This window comes from Microbispora sp. NBRC 16548 (assembly GCF_030268985.1).
Lineage (GTDB): Bacteria > Actinomycetota > Actinomycetes > Streptosporangiales > Streptosporangiaceae > Microbispora > Microbispora catharanthi.
Genome location: NZ_BSSF01000011.1, coordinates 57,361 through 75,389 on the forward strand (window position 1 = coordinate 57,361; position 18,029 = coordinate 75,389).

Here is an 18,029-nt window from a genome sequence, read left to right on the forward strand (position 1 = left end):
GTCAGACCCCCGTGTTTTCCAGCGATTGGGGCGCCGGCTGGCTCTGGTGCGGCTCGTCGCCGAGGGCCGCCTGCGCGTGCCACATGCGGACCTTCATCTCCTCGCGGACCTCGCGGTAGGCCGGGTCGTCGTAGACGTTGCGCAGTTCCTCCGGGTCGGCCTCCAGGTCGTACAGCTCCCACTCCCCCGGGTAGGTGAACGCGCCCGTGCCGGGGATGCCCATGCCGTCGTTGTAGAAATAAATGATCTTGTAGCGGGACGTCCGGTAGCCGTAATGGGCCGGCGCCTTGTGGAAGACGTCGTCATGCTCCCAGTAGCGGTAGTACATGCCCTCCGCGGGCGGCGGGCCCGGCTCGCCGGTCAGGTCGGCGAGGAAGCTGCGGCCCTGCATCCGGGGGTGGTGCGCCACCCCGGCCGCGTCCAGCACGGTCTGCGCGAAGTCGACGTTCGTGACGATCCCGGTGTGCACCTGGCCGCCCGGGATGCGCCGCGGATAGCTCAGCACGAGCGGCATCCGCAGCGACTCCTCGTACATGAACCGCTTGTCGAACCAGCCGTGGTCGCCCAGGAAGAAGCCCTGGTCGGAGCAGTACATCAGCAGCGTGTCGTCGAGGTCGCCGCGCTCGCGCAGCCAGTCGACCACCCGGCCGACGTTGTCGTCCACCGACGCGACGACGGCCAGGTAGTCCTCCATGTAGCGCTGGTACTTCCACAGCGCCAGTTCCTCGTAGGACAGCCCCTCCGGCGGGTCCTGCTTGAGGTCCTCGGCGTTGAGGTGCTCGGCGATCCGCATGGCGGCCCGCCGGGCCGACGACGAGCGCGTCGCGTAGTCGTCGTCGAACGTCGAGGGCACCGGGATGGGGTCGGTGTACATCCCCGCGTGCTTGTCGTCCGGCTCCCACGGGCGGTGCGGCGCCTTGTGGTAGATCAGCAGGCAGTAGGGATCGTCGCCGTCGAGCGAGTCGGCCCAGCTCAGCGCCATGTCCGTGATGAGGTCGGTGGCGTAGCCGGGGACGGTCCGAAGGCCCTCCTCCGACAGGAACGACGGGTCGAAGTACTCCCCCTGCTCGATCAGCACGTCCCAGTAGTCGAACCCCTGAGGGTTGTGCCCCGGGCCGTCCCCCATGTGCCACTTGCCGACGATCGCGGTGCGATATCCGGCCGCCTTCAACTGGCTCACGAACGTCGGCTGCGCCGCGTCGATCGGCGTGACCAGCGTCGAGACGCCGTTCACGTGCGAGTAGGTCCCGGTCAGGATGCTGGCCCGGCTCGGCGAGCACAGCGCGTTGGTGGCGAAGCAGTTGTCGAACCGGACGCCGAGGTCCGCGATCTCGTCGATCCGCGGCGTCCGGTTGACGACCGATCCGTACGCGCTGACCGCGTGCGACGCGTGGTCGTCGGTCAGGATCATGACGATGTTCGGACGCCTGCTCACCGGTAGGTCGCCTCGTCCAGTCCGCTCAGCGTCGGGTCGTAGGAGACGTCGCCGACGTCGTACATCGAGGTCATCCAGTGGTAGAAGTTGTCGCCCCGGTCGCGCAGCACCTGGTAGAGGCGCCGCATCAGCCGTCCGCGCACCTCCGCCATCTCGGGGTGGTCGTAGACGTTGAGCAGTTCGTCCGGGTCGGTGAACAGGTCGTACAGCTCGTTGGTCGAGTCGGGGTTGACGACCAGCTTGTAGCGGTCCGTCCTGATCATCCGCTGCGGGTACGGGAAGTGGTGCCCGTGGAACTCGCAGACGATGTCCTGCTCCCACGGCACCTCGTGGGTGGAGGCGAGCGGCACGAGGCTGCGCGAGTCGACCGCCGGGGCGGGGTCGATCCCGGCCAGCTCCAGGATGGTCGCCGTGCAGTCCAGCAGGCTGACGAACTCGGTACGCACGACCCCGGGCTGCTGGCCGGGGATCCGCAGCAGGCCGGGCGTGCGGTAGATGTCCTCGTACATCGCCGGGCCCTTGTCGTGCAGCCGGTGGGCGCCGGTGAACTCGCCGTGGTCGCAGGTGAAGAACACGGCCGTCTCATCGTTCAGGCCCAGGCGCCGCATGGCGTCCATGACCCGGCCGATCTCCATGTCGATGAGCGCGACGTAGCCCCAGTAGACCGCGATGAGCTTGCGCGTGACCTCCAGCGGCATGGTGTCGAACGTCCAGTGCGCGCTGTAGTTGGCCTGCACCCGCGGCTTGCCGGCGAAGGTCTCGGCGATCGACTTGGGCAGCTCGACCAGCTCGGGGTCGAACATGTCGAAGTACTCGTCCGGCACGATGTACGGCAGGTGCGGGCCGAAGAAGTTGAGCTGCAGGAAGAACGGCTTCGGCTCGGCGGCGTACCGCTCCAGCATCTCGATCGCCCGGGTGGCGAGGTAGTGCTCGAACGTCGCCTCGACCGGCTGGCGCAGCCGCGCGGCGAGCAGGTTGCCCGGCCCGCCGTTCGGCAGCGTCCCGCGGATGCGGTCGTGGATCTCGTAGGGCGGCAGGGCGTTCGCCTTGAGGTAGTCGAGGTAGTCGGGGTGGTCCACGGGGTTGTGCCACCCCGGCAGGTCCGGCCCGTCGAACCCGAAGTCGGCGGCCCGCCGGTGGTGCCCGACGTGCCACTTGCCGATGAGCCCGCAGTTGTACCCGGCGTCCCGCAGGGCCGTGGAGAAGGCCCACTGGTCGTCGGGCAGGTCCTCGATGTAGCCGACGTTCCTCTCGTGGTTGGCGAGCAGCTTGTGCCGGAACGGCGCCTGCCCGGTGAGCAGGCTCGCCCGCGCCGGGGTGCAGATCGCGGTGGGCGTGTACCAGCGGTCGAACCGTGTCCCGGTCCGGGCCAGCTCGTCCAGCACCGGGGTCGCGGCGAGACGGTTGCCGTACGTCCCCAGGGTGTCGGCCCGGTGCTGGTCGGTCATCAGGAACAGGACATTCACTTGGCCGCGCCCGTGAACAGATCGCCGGTGTAGTACGTCTTCGGGTCAACGGCCGAGGGCAGCTTGCCCGCGCCGACGAAGTAGTCACCCATCCCGCTCAGCCACTTCTCGATCGTCCCGTCCTTGCTGTAGCCGTCCAGGTCGGAGAGCGACAGCACCTTGGAGTTGGCGGCGTCGGCCTTGACCTGGTCGGCCGGCAGCTTCAGCATCTCGGCGGTCGCGGCCACGGTCTCGTCGAGGTGCTCGCTGCGGTACTGGATGGCGTCGCGCAGCACGCCGATGACCTTCTCGGTCTTGTCCTTCTCCTTGGCGACGACGTCGTTGCCGGCGACGAACGCGGTCGGGAACGACACGGTGTCGGCGAAGTCCTCGTTCTTGGCCAGCTCGACCAGGTCGGGGACGCTCTTCTTGATCGTGGAGATGGCCGGATACCAGAAGCCGGCCGCGTCGATCTGCTTGGAGGTGAACGCCGACACGATGGTGGAGGCGTCCATCGGGACGATCTTCACGTCGTCCTTGGTCAGCCCGGCCTTCTTCAGCGCGAGGGTGAGGATCATGTCGCCGGAGGTGCCCTCGGGCACGCCGATCGTCTTGCCCTTCAGGCCCGCCAGGGACGTGATGCCGGCCTGGGCGATGACGCGGTCGGCGTTGCCGAGCGTGTTCAGCGCGACGACCTTGGCCTTGCCGGAGGCGGGCAGCCACATGGCGCCGGGGCCGATGTAGCCGAAGTCGAGGTCGCCGGTGCCCAGCGCCTGGATCTGCAGCGGGCCGTTGGTGAACACGCTGACCTTGGCGTCGAGGCCGTGCTTCTTCCACAGGCCCTGCTTGTCGGCCACGGCGAGCAGGCTCGCGCCGTTGAAGTCGGCGATGTAGCCGAAGTCCACGTGGGTGGTGCCGCCGTCCGCGCCGCCCGCGGCGCCGGAGTCGTCCGATCCGCAGGCCGCCGCCGACAGTGCCACGACGACCGCCGCGGCGGCCAGGAGAGTCTTCTTCATTTCGCGGGCTCCTTGATCTGCCGCTGGTGGTACACCGCGTGCCAGACGCGGTTGCGCAGGGCCCCGAACTCGGGGCTCAGCCTCATGTCCTCGTCGCGCGGGTAGGGGAGGTCGACGTCGACGATCTCGGCGATGCGGCCCGGCCGGGCGGCCATGACGACCACCCGGTTGGCGAGGAACACCGCCTCGTCGACGTCGTGGGTGATGAACATGACCGTCCGCCGTTCCTTGCTCCAGGTCTCCAGGAGCTGCTCCTGGAGCCGCACCCGGGTCAGCGCGTCCAGGGCGCCGAAGGGCTCGTCCATGAGCAGGATCGACGGGTTCACCGCGTACGCGCGGGCGATCGCGCACCGCTGCTTCATGCCGCCCGACAGCGTCTTGGGCAGCGCGTCGGCGAACTGCTCAAGGCCGACCAGGCGGATGAAGTGCTCGGCCCGCTCCCGCCGCTCCCCCTTGGGGACCTTCGCGGTGCGCATGCCGAACTCGACGTTCTCGCGGACGGTCAGCCACGGGAACAGCGCGTACTGCTGGAAGATGACGCCGCGCTCGGGGCCGGGGCCGGTGACCGGCTTGCCGTCCACCAGCGCGGTGCCGCCGGTGGGCTGCTCCAGCCCGGCGAGGATGTTGAGCAGCGTGCTCTTGCCGCAGCCGGAGGGGCCGACCACGGTCACGAACTCGTTGTCGCCGATGTCCAGCGAGACGCCGCCGAGCGCGACGAACGGCTCCTTCCCCACCGGGAAGACCTTCTGGACGTCGCGTACGGAGATCTTGGGAGTGCTCATCGGTTCTCCTGCCAGGCCGTCAGCTTGTTGCCGGCGATCATGAGCAGCCGATCCATGATCAGGCCGAGGACCCCGATCGCGATGATGCCGACGAAGATCGTCGGAAGGTCGTAGTAGAGCTGCGCGCTCTGCATCCGGTGACCGAGCCCGGCCTGCGCGGCCAGGAGTTCGGCGGCCACCAGCGTCCCCCAGGCCGAGCCGAGCCCGACCCGCATGCCCACGAGGATGAACGGCGTCGAGGCCGGCACCACCACGCGGCCGAAGATGGTCCCGTCGCTCGCGCCGAGCACCCGCGCGGCGTTGATGAGCGTCTTGTCCACGTTCACCACGCCCTGATAGGTGGAGATGACGCAGGACAGGAACGCCGCCAGGAAGATGACGAAGATCTTCGGGCTCTCCCCGATGCCCATCAGGACGAGCACCAGGGGCAGCATCGCCAGCGGCGGGATGGTGCGGAAGAACTGGATCCACGGCTCGAACAGGCCGCGGGCCACCGTGTACCACCCCATCACGAAGCCGACGATCACCGCCGCGACCGAGCCGAGGGCGAACCCGGCCAGCACGCGCCCGAGCGAGGCGCCGACGTCGGTGGCGAGCGTGCCGTCCTGGATCATCTTCCAGGCGGCCGAGACGACCTCGACCGGAGTGGGGAACTGGAGTCCGGCCAGGGACAGCCCCCACCAGATCGCGATTCCGGCCACGATCGAGATGATGTTGAGGACCAGGAAGGTCCGGTTCTTGCGCGGCCGGGCGGGGGCGTTGTCGGCCCTCGTGGCGCCCGCACTGGTCACGGCCACTATCGGCCTCCGTCCGTCGTGACGTTCGCTTCGTATCCGGCGAGCAGGGGGGACTCGTGGAACAGGGCCGCGATGGCCCCGCGCGCTCCGCCGTCGTCCGAGAGCAGGGCGGGACGGATCACGGGCGCCGCGTCGAGGCGCCACGACAGCTCGTAGGTGACCGTGTCCGCGACCTGGCGCAGCAGGGCCGGGGCGACCTGGATGATCTCGCCGCCGAGCACGATCTCGTCCGGATTGAGTGTCATGGCCGCCGTGCCGAGCACCCGGCCGACCGCCATGCCCGCCTCGCGGAGCACCTGGTCCACGGTGGGGTGGGCGATCTCCACCGCGGCCTTCAGGTCGTCCAGCGTGTCCATCGGCACGCCGAGCTCGCGGCACCGCCCGAGGATCGCCGGGACCGACGCGACGGTCTCCACGCACCCGCTCTTGCCGCAGCGGCACCGCGCGCCGCCCGGGACGGCGGTCACGTGGCCGAGCTCCCCCGCGTACCCGTTGGAGCCCTTGACGAGCTGCCCTCCCACCACCAGACCTCCGCCGACGCCGTCGGACAGGCGCAGGTAGATGAGGTCGCGTACGGAGTCGGACTGAGCGTGCAGGGCCTCGGCCAGCCCGGCGAAGCGCACGTTGTTGTCGACGATCACGCCGGCGTGGAAGCGGGTGGCGAACACCTCGGCCACGCCGTCGGCGCTCGAACGGTCGCCCCAGCCCGGCACACCGATGGCGATCGCCTGAAGCGCCCCGTAGTGGACGCCGGTCTCGGCGCTCAGCCGGTCGATCAGCGCGAGCCCGGCGTCGAGACGCTCGGGCCACTGTGCCGACTCCTCGTAGCGGGCGGTCCCGGACGCGATGATGTCGTGCGCGGCGTCGGCCACCAGGACGTTCACGCGGCGGTGGCCGAAGTCGACGCCCATGTACTGCCCGGAGGCCGGGTCCAGCGCGAGCCGCTCGGCCGGCCGGCCGCTGCCCACGCGCTCCACGGCGTCGGTGTCGACGACGCGGATGGCGCCGCGGCCGAGGAGATCGCTGGTGATCTCGGAGACCGTGGTGCGTGACAGGCCGACCCGGGCCGCGATCTCGTTACGGCTCTGCGCGCCGTTCTGGCGGAGCACGCGCAACACCCGCTCCTCATGGGAGCGGCGCACGAGGGCATGCACGCCGTTGGGGGTCGTTGACACGCTGGAAACCTAAGGTTCGTCTGTTTTTTACGTCAACCATCCGACAAAAAGATTCGATAAATATGTCCGGTATCTTGACGAAAGCCTCTGACCAGCACGGACACCTCCCCGACAAGCTCCCAGGCATCCTGCCGCACCCACCGGGGGCCGCTGAGGCCCCTGGGACACGGGATTCTGACGGCGTCTCGACGGAAAAATTTCACCTGTCTACGGTGCTCGCCGTGAGACAACTGGTGATCGGAGCCTTACTCCTCGCGTCCTCCGTGGTCCCGGCGACGCTGCCCGCCCAAGCATCGACAGCGCAGGCATCAACAGTGCAGGCGGCGTCCGGCCCCACCTACACCAACCCGGTGAGCGCCGGGGCGGTGCAGACCTTCCCCGACCCGACGATGATCCGCGGCAAAGACGGCCTCTGGTACGCCTACGGCACCACGAACCCGATCGACGGGAAGAACGAGCACATCCTGCCGATGCTCACGTCCTCCGACATGGTGCACTGGACGTACGCGGGAGACGTCTACACCGGAGACGACCACCCCTCGTGGTGGCCGAACGGCACACGCCCCTGGGCGCCGGACATCCGGTATGTGAACGGGACCTACCACCTGACGTATGCGCTCTCCACCGGCGGCGTGGGGCTCGCGACCAGCCCGCACCCGACCGGCCCCTGGACCGACCACGGCCTGATCGTCCGGGCGGGCGGCAGCGGCTGCCCCACGGGCAACATCGACCAGGCCATGTACACCGACGTGAACGGTGACAACTACCTCTACTGGGGCAGCTACGACACGATCTGCGGCGCGAAGATGAACGCCGAGGCGACCGAGGTCACCGGCCCGGTCACGCAGATCGCCCGCGGGCGCCGCATGGAGGGCGGCTTCGTCGTCCGGCGCGACGACAAGTACTACCTGTTCTACTCCGACGCCGGGTGCTGCGACGGCGCGTTCAGCGGCTACACCGTCAAGGTCGGCCGTTCCGACAGCCCGCTCGGGCCGTTCACCACCCCGACCGGCGTCGACCTGATGGACCTGACCAGCAAGGACGGCATCGTCCTCGCGGCCAACGGCAACGGCTGGGTCGGCCCGGGCCACAACGCCGTCCAGACCGACCTCAGCGGGCAGGACTGGCTGGTCTACCACGCGATCCCCTCGTCGGCCCCCGAGTTCGGGCAGGCCACGACGACCTGGGGCACGACCATCACCAACCTGAGCCGGCGGCCGCTGATGATCGACCGGCTCGACTGGATCGACGGCTGGCCGGTCGCACGGGCCGGGGCCGGGCCGTCCACGGGCGAGCAGCCGGCGCCGGTCACCACGTGGACCGTGGGCGGCACGTTCAACGAGGGCAAGGACGGGTGGACCGGGCCGTGGAAGCTCGCCTCCGACCCCGACTCGCTCGGCTACCTCAGTGGCAAGGGCGTGACCAGCGAACTCAGCGACGACCGGGTCCGGGGCGACGTGCGGGTGGAGGCCGACCTGCGCCTCGGCGCGGACGGCGACGCCGCCGGGCTCTTCGTGACCCGCGAGAACGGCGCGCGGAACATCACCGCGTGGCTCGACCGGGAGCAGGGCGCGCTCGTGGTGACGGCCAAGGTGAACGGGAAGACGACGACGGCCTCCAGCCCGCTGCCGGCCTCGTTCGACTACGGCTCCTGGCACAACGTCGCCGCCGAGCGGCGCGGGAACGCGCTGGTCGTGTCGGTGTCGGCCGACCGGCTCGGGGACCCGCTGGCGACGGTCTCCATGACGCTGCCCGACGGCGCGCCCACCTCGGGTGCCATCGGCGTGACCACGCGCGGCGCCGCCGACGCCGACAACGTGGGCGCCGCCCCGCTGTACCAGCCGGTGACCGAGCGGGTGCCCGACCCCGTCCTAGGCAAGCAGCTCCCGGCGTACTCCGACGAGTTCGACGGCACCGGCTCGCCCACCGGCTGGACCAAGGTCCGCAACCCGTCGGCCACCCTGTCGAACGGCTCCCTGGTCTGGCCGACCCAGAACGCCGAGCTGTACCTGGGTAACAACAGCGCGTCGATCCTGCTCCGCGACGCGCCGCAGGGTGACTTCGCCGTGGAGACGAAGCTCACCTTCAACGGCACGAAGGGCAACCAGCAGGCCGGTCTGCTGCTGTACGAGAACGACGACCGGTGGCTGAAGCTGACCCACTCGATCCTGCCGCTCAACCAGGGCAACGGCGCGGTGCTCCACCAGACCGAGTTCGGCAAGGAGGGCCCGCGTCCGGGCACCACCCCGCCCACCGCGGTCGCCAACGCGCCGATGTTCGGCGGCCCGGCCGCGGAGACCACCTGGCTGCGGCTGCTCTACCACTACGACGAGGAGAACGGCGAGCACGACGTCCGCATGGCGTCGAGCACCGACGGCACCCACTGGATCTGGGGCGGCACCTGGTCGCTCCCGCGCACCGGGCCGGTGAAGATCGGCCTGATCTCGATGAACACGGCGGGCGCCACCGCGACGTTCGACTACCTGCGGACGTACGAGGTGACCAGCCGATAACCGGCGACCGGCCGCCCCTTCACCCGAGGGGCGGCCGATCAATGTGCGAGGAATGATCCGCTGCGGTTTCCGCCGGGGCCGGGGCGCGGGCCCACGGGCGGGGTAGAGGCACTCCGATGCCGACCATCCACACCCTCACGGGATTCCCTGACTCCCTTGCGCGACGGCCCACGACGACGGCGGCGACACTCGCCCTCGCGCTGGCCCTGCCCCTGGCCCTGGCTCTGGCCCTGGCGGCGCCGGTGGCCGCGGGCGCGGCGGCGGCCGGTGACGGCAACGGGAACGGCTCCGCCGTACGCGTGGGCAACGGCTCGGCCAACCGCAACCTGGTGGCGATGGGCAGCACGCACCTGCGCGGCGCCCTCCACCAGTTCTCGGCGGGAGTGGGCGGGCTCAGCAGCGTGCAGGGCGGACTGTGCAGGCCGCGCGGCCGGCTCTGCGCGCTGTCGCAGGACATCCGCGCCACCAGAGCCAGGGCCACCCGGCGGTGACCCGCTGATGCGCGGCGGTCTCGCCCTGGCGGCGGTCACGATCGCGACGGCGGCGCTCGCCGCGTTGCCCCCTGCCGCCGCCGCACACGCGGCGGTCACCCATGCGGCGGTCACCCATGCGGCCGGGAACGGCGACCGCAACGGCAACAGCGCCACCGTCCGCCTCGGCAACGGGATCCGCAACGTCAGTCAGCTGACGGTGGGCAGCGCGCGAAGCGCGACCGGCATCCAGCAGAGGACTGTCGGCGTCGGCGGCCTGGCGAACGCGCAGAGCATCATGTGCCGCCGGTGGTCCCGCCTCTGCGACCTGACGCAGCGGGTGCGGGCGTCGGACCGGCAGAACGACGTGGTCCGCCTTCCGGAGACGCGAACCCGACGAGGCGTCGGGTCGTCGCCCTTGCGCCGGACGTCTACGGCCAGCCCGCGCCGGGCACCGTGACCCGGGTCGAGAGCACCTGCCCGGTTCCGGGTGGCACCATCTCGGGCATGCGCCACTCGGCCGCCACGATGAACAGCGTCTTCCCGTCCTGGCCCCCGAGCGCGCAGGCGAAGCATCCCCGGTCGACTTCGACGGTCTGGAGGACCTCACCGCCCTCCCGGATCCGGACGCAGCGCTTGTTGCCGACGTCGGCGTACCAGACGGCGCCCTCGGCGTCGACGCAGATGCCATCGGGGTGGTCCTCGCCGGTCTCGGCCCAGACCCGGCGATGGGACAGGCCGCCGTCCGCCTCGATGTCGAAGGCGACGAGCCTGTTGCCGTACGAGTCGGCCACGATCAGCGTCGAGTTGTCCGGCGTCACGGCCATGCCGTTGGGAAAGGCGATGTCGTCCGCCACCTGGCGCGCCGAGCCGTCGGGGCCGACGTGCACGACGTATCCGGGGTCGAACGCCGCACCGCTGAGCATGTCGAAGCCGATCCGGTTGACGTAGATGTTGCCGCGGCCGTCGATGACGATGTCGTTCCAGCCGCGCCCGAGACCGGTGAGGTCGGCCAGGGTCGTCGACGAGCCGTCGGGTTCCAGCCGCTGCAGCAACCCCCGCGCGGAATCGACGATCACCAGCCGTCCGTCGGCCTGCCACGCCGTGCAGAGCGGAAGCGAGTCCACCCGGGCCACCACTTCGTGCGTGCCGTCCAGGCCGAGCGCGATCACCTCGTGCGCCGTCCAGTCGGAGAAGTACAGGCGGCCGTCGTGCCAGCGCGGCGACTCGACCAGCCCGAGACCGGTGAGCCACGTGCGCACTTCTGTCATTGAAGACTCCCATCGCCGCGTTCGGTTGGACAGTACGCGGCCGCTACGACAGTTTCCGCGTGCTTCTCACCGGCGCCGTGAGGGATCAGAGCACAACGGAGATCGTTCCGTTGGGAGGTCCTAATCCTCGTTCAGCGGCCGTGACGAGCGCGCCACCCCGGGGTAGATGCCCGGCAGGTCCGTGCGAACGGATCTCCTTGACGGACGACGGGGAAGGCGCGGGAGAACATGGCTCGTCACAGGGCTCGCGACAGGGCTCACAACAGGGGGCGGCACGCGCTCACCGGCCCGGCGGCGCGACTGCTGGCGCTGACCGCGCTGACCCTCACGAGCGCCGGCCTCGCGCTCTCCCCCGTGAGCGCGGACGCGGCGACGAGCCGGGGATGGGGCGGCGGCGACGGGAACGGCGCCAACTCCAGGTATGTGATCAACAACGGTCAGAACAACCTGAACTCCCTGCTCGTCGGCAGCCAGCGGAACGCGACGGGCGCTCAGCAGGTCATCACGGGCGTGGACGCGTCGGTGAACACGCAGGCCTCCAACTGCCTGCACCGGCCCGGCTGCAGGGGCTCCCAGAACCTCCGGGGCCGTAACCAGAGCTCCCCCAGGACGAGCGGCACCGTGATCAACAGACGCTGACGTGCCGCGAAACGGCCGAGAACATGGCGGGACACGCGCGCCGGGGATCATCGGCAGGACCGCTGCGGAAGCTACGGTGTGACCAGGCTTCGAATCGGCGGACGGGCGGTGGCGGATGCTTCATTCCTGCGGCGCATCTCGGCGTGTCCCGCTGTTCGCCGTCGTCCTCGTCGCGGCCGCCGCCGCGCAGGTCCTTCTCACCGCTCCCGCGAACGCGCGGGCCGGGCGGGGGGACGGGGACGGCCCGGCCTCCGTCGGCAACGGCACCCGCAACCGGAACATCGTCTATCTGGACAGCCCCACGCGCAATCGCGGTCACCAGCACACCGCGGCCAGCACCGCGGGCGGGGCGACCAGCGTGGCGGACGGTTTCTGCCGCCGGGCCAGGAACTGCGACATCAGGCAGAACATCGCGGTCACCGTCGCCGCGCCCCTGTAGCCTCCCTCACCTGCCCCTGCTCACTTACTCAGCGCGCGTACGGCCTCTTCCGGGCTGTCGTAGAAGGAGAGCAACCGGTCCAGGCCCATGATCTGGAAGACGCGGGCGATGTCGGGGTCCAGGCCCGCCAGGAGCAGGGCGGCGCCCGCGTCGGCGGCGCGCTGGTGGGCCGCGACCAGTATGGCGATGCCGGTGGAGTCGCAGAAGTTCAGGCCGGACAGGTCGATCACCAGGTCGGCGTCCGGGCCGAACTTCACCTCCTCCAGGGCCGCCCGTAGGCGTGGAGTCGTGTGATGATCCAGGTCACCGGCCACGACCAGCAGGTGCGGCCCGGAGGTGTGCGGCTGGAGGCTGACGGTCAGACCGTTGTCATGCTGCACCGAAACTCCCGGAGGACGGCGTTCGAGTGGCGGGCGGGACGGACAGGGCGAGGATCGCGGTGTCGTCTGACACCCCCTTGCCCAAGGCCCTGATCAGGTCGTGCACGGTGGTAAGGAGGGCGTCGGCGCTCGTGGGCTTGGTTGCGGCGAGATACGCGGTCAGTCCGTCTTCGTCGAGCATCGAGCCGGACGGCGTCCGCGCCTCGGTGAGGCCGTCGGTGTAGAGCAGCAGCGCGTCACCGGCGTTCAGGCGCGCGCTCACCTGGGCGAAGTGGGGATCGCGCAGGATGCCGATCAGCTGACCGCCGACCGGGTGGATGGGCTCGACGGCGCCGTTCGCCCGCACCGCCAGCGCCGGGGGATGGCCCCCGGTGGCGAGCGTGACGCCGAACCCGTCACCGTCGGGCTGCAGGACGCCGAAGACCGCCGTGCAGTACGGCACCGGGGCCTCGCCGCCCGCGTGCTCCTGTTGCAGGACCGCGTCGAGATTGGCCAGCACCGCGTGCGGGTCGGCGTCGTAGACGGCCGCGGCGCGCAGGGTGTAGCGGACCAGTGACGTCAGCGCAGCGGCGTCGGCGCCCTTCCCGCAGACGTCGCCGAGGAAGAAGCCCCACCGGTCGCCGTCGAGGGGGAACAGGTCGTAGAAGTCGCCACCCACCTCGTCGGCCGAGACGGGATGATAGGCGGCGGCCGCGCACAGTCCGGGCACCCGGGGCAGCGCCGGCGGGAGCAGGGTGCGCTGCAGGGTGCGGGCCAGCCGCTCCGCGCCCGCGCGCAGCTCCCTTTCGACCTCGACCGTACGGTGCGTGGCCAGCCGCACCTCGAGTTCGTCCATGACGAGGCCGGCCAGGTCCCGCAGACAGGCCAGCTCCTCATCGCCGGCCTCACGGGGGCGGACGTCCATGACGTTGACGCTGCCCAGTGCCTCGCCGTCGGGCGTCGTGATCAGCGCGGCGGCGTAGAAACGGATGCCCGGCTCACCGCGCACCGCCGGGTCGCCGGCCGCTTGAGGGTCCAGCAGCGCGTCGTGGACGACGTACGGGCCGCCGTGCCGTACGGCCGCGGCGCACAGGCTCTCGACGAGCCCGCGGCGCGGTGGCAGCCCGTGCGCGGCGATGACGCGGACCGTCTCGTCGCCGACGATCGTCACAGTGGCGAAGGGAGCGCGGAAGATCCGCGCGGCCAGGGCGGCCACCCGGTCGAACGCGGCGCCGGAGGCGGTCTCCAGGGCCGCGTAGCGGCGCACGGCCGCGAGACGGCTCGCCTCCGTGGCGGAGACGAGCGACATCGGCCTGCCGGGCGCTTCGTCGACGGTGCTGACCTCGGGCTCCTTCCGCTCTCACCCGACCGGGGGCCCTGGAGCCCGCCTGCCCGGTGAACGATTTGCCCTATCCTACGTATCGTTGAACTGCGGCCAGGCGTCGCCCCAGACGACGTCGCGCGCCTCGCGGTAGGTCTCACCCTGGCGCTTGGAGACCGCGCGTTCGGCCAGCCCGTCCTCGGCCGTGCACAGGCGCAGCGTCACCAGCCCCTTGCGCTTGAGGGGGTGGCGCAGGATCCGGCTCTCCGCTCGCGGCCATGGCCGGGCCGAAGCCGCGACATAGGAGAACTTCTCGTCCTCGAAGCTCAGCGTGCCGTCCTTGATCCGCCGGTGCAGGGCGGTCCGGTTGAGGCGGACCGCGAAGTGACACCAGTCCTGGTCCGGGCGGATCGGGCACTCGCCGTCGTGCGGGCAGGGGGCGACCAGGTGCAGGCCCGACTTCGCCAGCAGCCGCCGGGCCGCCGCGATCCGGGCGTAGCCGGCGGGCGTGCCGGGCTCGACGATCACCAGCATGCCCGCGGTGCGGGCCAGGGACCCGATCACGTCCTCCTGGACGGCGGGCGACAGCTCGCCGAGCACGTAGGACATCGTGACCAGGTCGGCCACCGGCGCGGGCGCGCTCCGGTCGACGAACGCCTGCTGCCAGCGCGCCTCCCTTACGGCCGCCGCGGGCGCGCGACCGGCCAGCCGCCGCCCGAAGGCGATGGCGGAGGGGGACTGCTCCAGGACGGTGACCGTGCGCAGCGTCGGCCAGACCGCGCTCGAGGCCCACAGCGCGCTGCCCGTGCCGCCGCCCACGTCCACCTGCGTCTCCGGCGCGAAACCGGGGGCCAGCAGGGCGACCTGGCGCAGCGCCGCGCGCACGGCGCTGTAGGTCGCCGGCATGCGATATCCGGCGTACGCGGCGACCGCGACCTCCGAGCTCAGCGCGGGCACGGTCCGGTCGAAGCCCTCCCGGTACTGCCGGATGAGCGTCTGCACGCTCCGCGTCAGCTCGGCCGTCGGGAAGCCGCCGAGCGACGCTTCCAGCGCGTCGTCCAGGTCATCAGGCAGGGTGGACACGGCGTTCATGATGCCCGGCTCCGCTCAGGCTGTCGAAGCGCCGAACCGCACGGTCACCGTGCAGGAGGCGCCCTCGTGACCGGCCGGCCCGCCGAACGTGAGCGTGAGCCGGGCGCCGGTCTCCGCGCGATGCAGGAGCGGGTGGCCGCGCGTGACCCCGGCCACCGGGCGGTCCCACGTCACCGTCAGCCCGTCGAGGGCGCGCCGGGGGTCGGCCACCGTCACCGTGGCCGTGCCGTCGCCGAGGTCGCGCACGAGGACCGCGCACGGATCGGAGGCCGTCAGGCCGCCCGCCCGTCCCCCGGCCCGTCCGCCCGTCCAGAAGTTGACCGCGGTGACGCCCAGCGACGGGACCTCGATCCCCTGCTGCGCGGAGGTGTTGGCGAGCACCCGGGCCCAGCCGGGATCGGCGGCGCGGGCGGCGGTCTCGGCCGGGCCCGCCCCCGGCATGAGGTGGTAGACGTAACCGGCCGCGTCCGGGTCCACGCCGTGGTCCAGCCACAGTGTCGCGTAGGCCCGGGTGATCCCCGCGGCCGCGCGGTCCTCGCACAGCGTGCGCAGCGGCTGCCCGGCGGGCACGACGTAACCGCCGTGGCCGTCCAGATGAGCCCATCCGGCGTCCACGGTGAGCAGGGCGCCGGTCCTGCGGTTGTCCACGACGGTCTCGACCGGCACGCCGTCGCGGCAGGTGATGCCGGCGCCGAGGCAGACCACGGCGTCGTCGAGGAAGAACCACGACTTGAACGCCTCCAGCGTGCTCTCCAGGCCGTAGAGGTGCTGGCCCACGGTGGCGTACACGCCGTCGGTCGCGCCGCCCACCCATTCGGCCGGCGGGCGGGTGTCGCCCCACTCGCCGCCCGCGCCGTCCGGCAGCCGCCGGGTGGAGACCGTCGTGCCCGGCAGCCGGTAGGGATCCACGGTGGGCCAGAAGGCGTCGGAGTACTGCTCGCCCTGTTCCTGTGCTGATGGGCCGGTGGCCCACCAGTAGAGCATTCCTGAGCCGGTGTGCCAGCCGCGCAGGTTCTCGCCGTTGCCGTACTCGTAGTGCGCGACGCGGGAGGAGGCCATGCTGACCGCCGCGCACCAGCCGGGTCTGCGGTGCACGGCGCGGGCGCTCATGGGGAACAGGCGGTGCCCGATGGGCTCGGCGGCGGCCGGGACGGTCGCGTCGCCCAGCACGGCAGACAGGCGCGCGTGGAACGCCAGGTCGCTTCCCTCGGCCGCCCCCTCGGCCGCCCCCTCAGCCGCCCCCTCAGCCGCTCGGAGCATCGGCTTCGCGGTGTCGCGCACGGCCCAGCCCTTGACCATGGCCCGCCAGCGGGCCCGGTCCGGGTCCGGAGCGGTCTCGGCCAGCAGCAGGACCGCCGCGGCGATCTCCCTGCCCCTCCTGTGGTCGCCGTACGGCCGCCTGTCGATGCCCCGTCCGCGTACGAGGTCCATACAGGCGCCGTCATGGACGAAGGGTGCGAACGCCCGGTCCACCGCGTCGAGGACGGTGCGCGCCGCCGGGTCGGTGATCTCCCACGGCGTGCCGCGCAGCACGGCGAACAGCGTCGCGAGGCCGGTCAGCAGCACCGCGCCGTACCCGCCCTGGTAGGGGACGGAACCGTGCTGGATGAACGAGCCGTCGCGGTAGAAGCCGTCGCCCTCGGTGACGTAGGGGAACACCGGGGAGAGCGCGGAGGCCGCGAGCGCGGCACGACCGGGGTCGCTGCCGGCGATCGCCCGCAGCAGCGTCACCGTGCACAGATCGACCCGGTTCGCTCCGGTGCTGTTGCCCTCGTAGTCGTCGAGGCGGCTTTCCGGGACGAAGGTGTCCACCGCCTCGCACAGCGCCGAGACCTGGGTGTCCGTCAGGTGCGGAGCGGCCAGCACGGCCGCGTCGAGCAGCGCCCTCGGCGTCCCGATCTGCCAGTCCCACCAGTTGCCGGTCTGCTCGGCGTCCGCGGCGTACACGTGCCGCACGTAGTGCTCGACGCCCTCGCCGACGGCCGTGCCGAGGCCCGGCTCGGCGGTCAGCCCGGTGCCCGGCAGCGCGTACGCCCGGGCCATCGCCCGCAGCCGGGCCGGCGTGGCGTCGAGAGAGGGGAAGGGCAGGTCGGGCCAGAGCGACCGGCGCGCGGGCGTCATGGCGTCGCGGTGCCGCGCGGCCTTCGCGCCCAGCCGCGCCAACCGGGTCCGGTACGGCTCCCGCTCCGGGTCGAACGTCCCCGGGTAGCCGAGCGTGACCTCCCGCCATCGGCGGCGCAGCGGGGCGAGGGTTCCGGCGTCGGCCTTCTCCCGGGGAGCACAAGCGGCCAGCGCGGCGAGCCCGCCGAGCTGGAGAAATAATCGCCGGGAAGGTCCTTTCACGCGTAGATTATCCGCGCGATCCCTCCCTTTTATCGATCTTCCACGCGCCTCTATGGGAGCGCTCCCAAATGACGTACCTTACTTCTGCCGTTGTCATCGGGAAAAGGAGCGCGTCGTGCGACGACTGTTACCCGTGGTGTCGTCCTGCCTGGCCCTGCTGCTGCCGCTGACGGCAGCGCCGGCCGCCTCCGCGTCCAATGCGGCGTCGAAGTCGGAGTCCGCGTCGCACGGGCCAGGGAGCTGCGCGAAGGGCGGCACGCTGTTCTGCGAGGACTTCCAGTCGCTGCCGGTCGGCGGCGCGGCGAGCCTCAAGTGGGGCGTCGACACCAAGCACGGCACGCTGACGGTGGAGCGCGGCGTCCGCGGACAGAAGATGCTGCACGTCCACACCGAGGGCAACGGCCGGGCGTTCCTCAAGGTGGACGACTTCGCCCCGCCCGGCAACGGCTTCTACGGCCGCCTGCGGCTGCGTGTCAAGGCGTTCCCCACCGCCCCCGACTGGGCCCACTACACACTGGTCGAGGCCACCGGCGCGGGTCCGGAGATCGTCCGGCCGCTCGGCGGCCAGTACGTCCCCACGCTGGGCAAGGACCTGTGGGGCGTCGGCGCGGACGGCGGCCCGACCGGCGACTGGACCAACTGGCGCGAGTCGGCTCCGTCGCGGGCGGACGTGTGGCAGTGCGTCGAGTGGCGGATGGACCCCGCCGACAACACGATCTCGCTCTGGTTCGACGGCGTGCCCAAGCCCGACCTCACCGTGTCCACCCGCGGCCACGGCGGCAACGACGTCGACTTCGTGTTCCCCCGCTTCGACACCGTCAAGATCGGCTGGCAGCTCTACCAGCCGAACCCCTCCCCCGCGGCGTACGACCTCTGGGTGGACGACATCGCCCTGAGCACCCAGCGCGTCGGCTGCGCCTGACGTCTCACGC

The 18,029-nt window shown here is 71.3% G+C and carries 17 protein-coding genes; 6 read left to right on the forward strand and 11 right to left on the reverse strand.

Annotation, left to right across the window (positions count from 1 at the left end):
- Position 1: 1 nt before the first annotated feature.
- Genes QSK36_RS28135 through QSK36_RS28160 form a run of 6 tightly spaced genes read right to left on the reverse strand, consistent with a single transcriptional unit; the run spans position 2 to position 6,650 of the window.
- A complete protein-coding gene (locus QSK36_RS28135) occupies positions 2 to 1,435 on the reverse strand; it encodes a sulfatase family protein (RefSeq protein ID WP_285784450.1) in 1,434 nt (477 codons plus the stop codon).
- Entirely contained in the window at positions 1,432 to 2,901 is a 1,470-nt protein-coding gene (locus tag QSK36_RS28140; RefSeq protein ID WP_285784451.1) for a sulfatase family protein, read from the reverse strand. Before QSK36_RS28140 ends, QSK36_RS28135 begins: the two co-directional genes overlap by 4 nt.
- Positions 2,898 to 3,896: an aliphatic sulfonate ABC transporter substrate-binding protein gene (locus QSK36_RS28145; RefSeq protein ID WP_183538459.1), complete on the reverse strand. Its 999-nt coding sequence runs from the start codon at positions 3,894 to 3,896 to the stop codon at positions 2,898 to 2,900. Before QSK36_RS28145 ends, QSK36_RS28140 begins: the two co-directional genes overlap by 4 nt.
- A complete protein-coding gene (locus QSK36_RS28150) occupies positions 3,893 to 4,678 on the reverse strand; it encodes an ABC transporter ATP-binding protein (protein ID WP_183538457.1) in 786 nt (261 codons plus the stop codon). The genes QSK36_RS28145 and QSK36_RS28150 overlap by 4 nt, the downstream gene beginning before the upstream one ends.
- On the reverse strand, positions 4,675 to 5,475 hold the full coding sequence (locus QSK36_RS28155) for an ABC transporter permease (protein ID WP_182901913.1): 801 nt from the start codon (positions 5,473 to 5,475) through the stop codon (positions 4,675 to 4,677). Before QSK36_RS28155 ends, QSK36_RS28150 begins: the two co-directional genes overlap by 4 nt.
- A complete protein-coding gene (locus tag QSK36_RS28160) occupies positions 5,475 to 6,650 on the reverse strand; it encodes an ROK family transcriptional regulator (RefSeq protein ID WP_221263886.1) in 1,176 nt (391 codons plus the stop codon). Before QSK36_RS28160 ends, QSK36_RS28155 begins: the two co-directional genes overlap by 1 nt.
- A gap of 221 nt (positions 6,651 to 6,871) precedes the next feature.
- On the opposite strand from QSK36_RS28160, the gene QSK36_RS28165 reads away from it, so the two are divergent.
- The 3 genes from QSK36_RS28165 (at position 6,872) to QSK36_RS28175 (ending at position 10,093) form a co-directional block, all read left to right on the forward strand.
- Positions 6,872 to 9,163, forward strand: a complete 2,292-nt coding sequence (locus tag QSK36_RS28165; protein WP_285784452.1) for a glycoside hydrolase family 43 protein — start codon at positions 6,872 to 6,874, stop codon at positions 9,161 to 9,163.
- 116 nt (positions 9,164 to 9,279) lie between these two features.
- Positions 9,280 to 9,654: a hypothetical protein gene (locus tag QSK36_RS28170; RefSeq protein WP_285784453.1), complete on the forward strand. Its 375-nt coding sequence runs from the start codon at positions 9,280 to 9,282 to the stop codon at positions 9,652 to 9,654.
- Positions 9,655 to 9,661: 7 nt separating this feature from the next.
- Positions 9,662 to 10,093, forward strand: coding sequence for a hypothetical protein (locus tag QSK36_RS28175; RefSeq protein WP_285784454.1), 432 nt, complete (start codon positions 9,662 to 9,664; stop codon positions 10,091 to 10,093).
- Here QSK36_RS28175 and QSK36_RS28180 read toward each other — a convergent pair.
- A complete protein-coding gene (locus QSK36_RS28180) occupies positions 10,065 to 10,904 on the reverse strand; it encodes an SMP-30/gluconolactonase/LRE family protein (protein WP_285784455.1) in 840 nt (279 codons plus the stop codon). The genes QSK36_RS28175 and QSK36_RS28180 overlap by 29 nt on opposite strands.
- A gap of 228 nt (positions 10,905 to 11,132) precedes the next feature.
- Between QSK36_RS28180 and QSK36_RS28185 the strand changes: the two genes are divergently transcribed.
- Positions 11,133 to 11,543 carry a hypothetical protein gene (locus QSK36_RS28185; protein ID WP_285784456.1) on the forward strand — a complete coding sequence of 137 codons (411 nt, stop codon included), beginning with the start codon at positions 11,133 to 11,135 and terminating at the stop codon, positions 11,541 to 11,543.
- A 115-nt stretch (positions 11,544 to 11,658) separates the two neighbouring features.
- Positions 11,659 to 11,982 (forward strand): hypothetical protein, encoded by a 324-nt coding sequence (locus QSK36_RS28190; RefSeq protein WP_183538445.1) that lies wholly within the window; start codon positions 11,659 to 11,661, stop codon positions 11,980 to 11,982.
- 20 nt (positions 11,983 to 12,002) lie between these two features.
- Here the strand turns inward: QSK36_RS28190 and QSK36_RS28195 are convergent, their stop codons facing one another.
- From QSK36_RS28195 to QSK36_RS28210, 4 genes are all read right to left on the reverse strand, one after another.
- The gene (locus tag QSK36_RS28195; RefSeq protein WP_285784457.1) at positions 12,003 to 12,362 is read right to left on the reverse strand and encodes an STAS domain-containing protein; all 360 of its coding nucleotides are present in this window, start codon (positions 12,360 to 12,362) and stop codon (positions 12,003 to 12,005) included.
- A complete protein-coding gene (locus QSK36_RS28200) occupies positions 12,352 to 13,650 on the reverse strand; it encodes a PP2C family protein-serine/threonine phosphatase (protein ID WP_285784458.1) in 1,299 nt (432 codons plus the stop codon). The genes QSK36_RS28195 and QSK36_RS28200 overlap by 11 nt, the downstream gene beginning before the upstream one ends.
- A gap of 105 nt (positions 13,651 to 13,755) precedes the next feature.
- Positions 13,756 to 14,745 (reverse strand): small ribosomal subunit Rsm22 family protein, encoded by a 990-nt coding sequence (locus tag QSK36_RS28205; protein ID WP_285784459.1) that lies wholly within the window; start codon positions 14,743 to 14,745, stop codon positions 13,756 to 13,758.
- A 24-nt stretch (positions 14,746 to 14,769) separates the two neighbouring features.
- Positions 14,770 to 17,097 (reverse strand): polysaccharide lyase 8 family protein, encoded by a 2,328-nt coding sequence (locus tag QSK36_RS28210; RefSeq protein ID WP_285784460.1) that lies wholly within the window; start codon positions 17,095 to 17,097, stop codon positions 14,770 to 14,772.
- 115 nt (positions 17,098 to 17,212) lie between these two features.
- On the opposite strand from QSK36_RS28210, the gene QSK36_RS28215 reads away from it, so the two are divergent.
- Positions 17,213 to 18,019, forward strand: coding sequence for a hypothetical protein (locus tag QSK36_RS28215; protein ID WP_183538440.1), 807 nt, complete (start codon positions 17,213 to 17,215; stop codon positions 18,017 to 18,019).
- The last annotated feature ends 10 nt before the right edge of the window (positions 18,020 to 18,029 follow it).

Bases quoted from the DNA above. Each gene is read 5' to 3' on its own strand.
- QSK36_RS28145 (WP_183538459.1), bottom strand. From the start codon at position 3,896: ATGAAGAAGACTCTCCTGGCCGCCGCGGCGGTCGTCGTGGCACTGTCG.
- QSK36_RS28150 (WP_183538457.1), bottom strand. From the start codon at position 4,678: ATGAGCACTCCCAAGATCTCCGTACGCGACGTCCAGAAGGTCTTCCCG.
- QSK36_RS28170 (WP_285784453.1), top strand. From the start codon at position 9,280: ATGCCGACCATCCACACCCTCACGGGATTCCCTGACTCCCTTGCGCGA.
- QSK36_RS28175 (WP_285784454.1), top strand. From the start codon at position 9,662: ATGCGCGGCGGTCTCGCCCTGGCGGCGGTCACGATCGCGACGGCGGCG.
- QSK36_RS28180 (WP_285784455.1), bottom strand. From the start codon at position 10,904: ATGACAGAAGTGCGCACGTGGCTCACCGGTCTCGGGCTGGTCGAGTCG.
- QSK36_RS28185 (WP_285784456.1), top strand. From the start codon at position 11,133: ATGGCTCGTCACAGGGCTCGCGACAGGGCTCACAACAGGGGGCGGCAC.
- QSK36_RS28190 (WP_183538445.1), top strand. From the start codon at position 11,659: ATGCTTCATTCCTGCGGCGCATCTCGGCGTGTCCCGCTGTTCGCCGTC.
- QSK36_RS28200 (WP_285784458.1), bottom strand. From the start codon at position 13,650: ATGTCGCTCGTCTCCGCCACGGAGGCGAGCCGTCTCGCGGCCGTGCGC.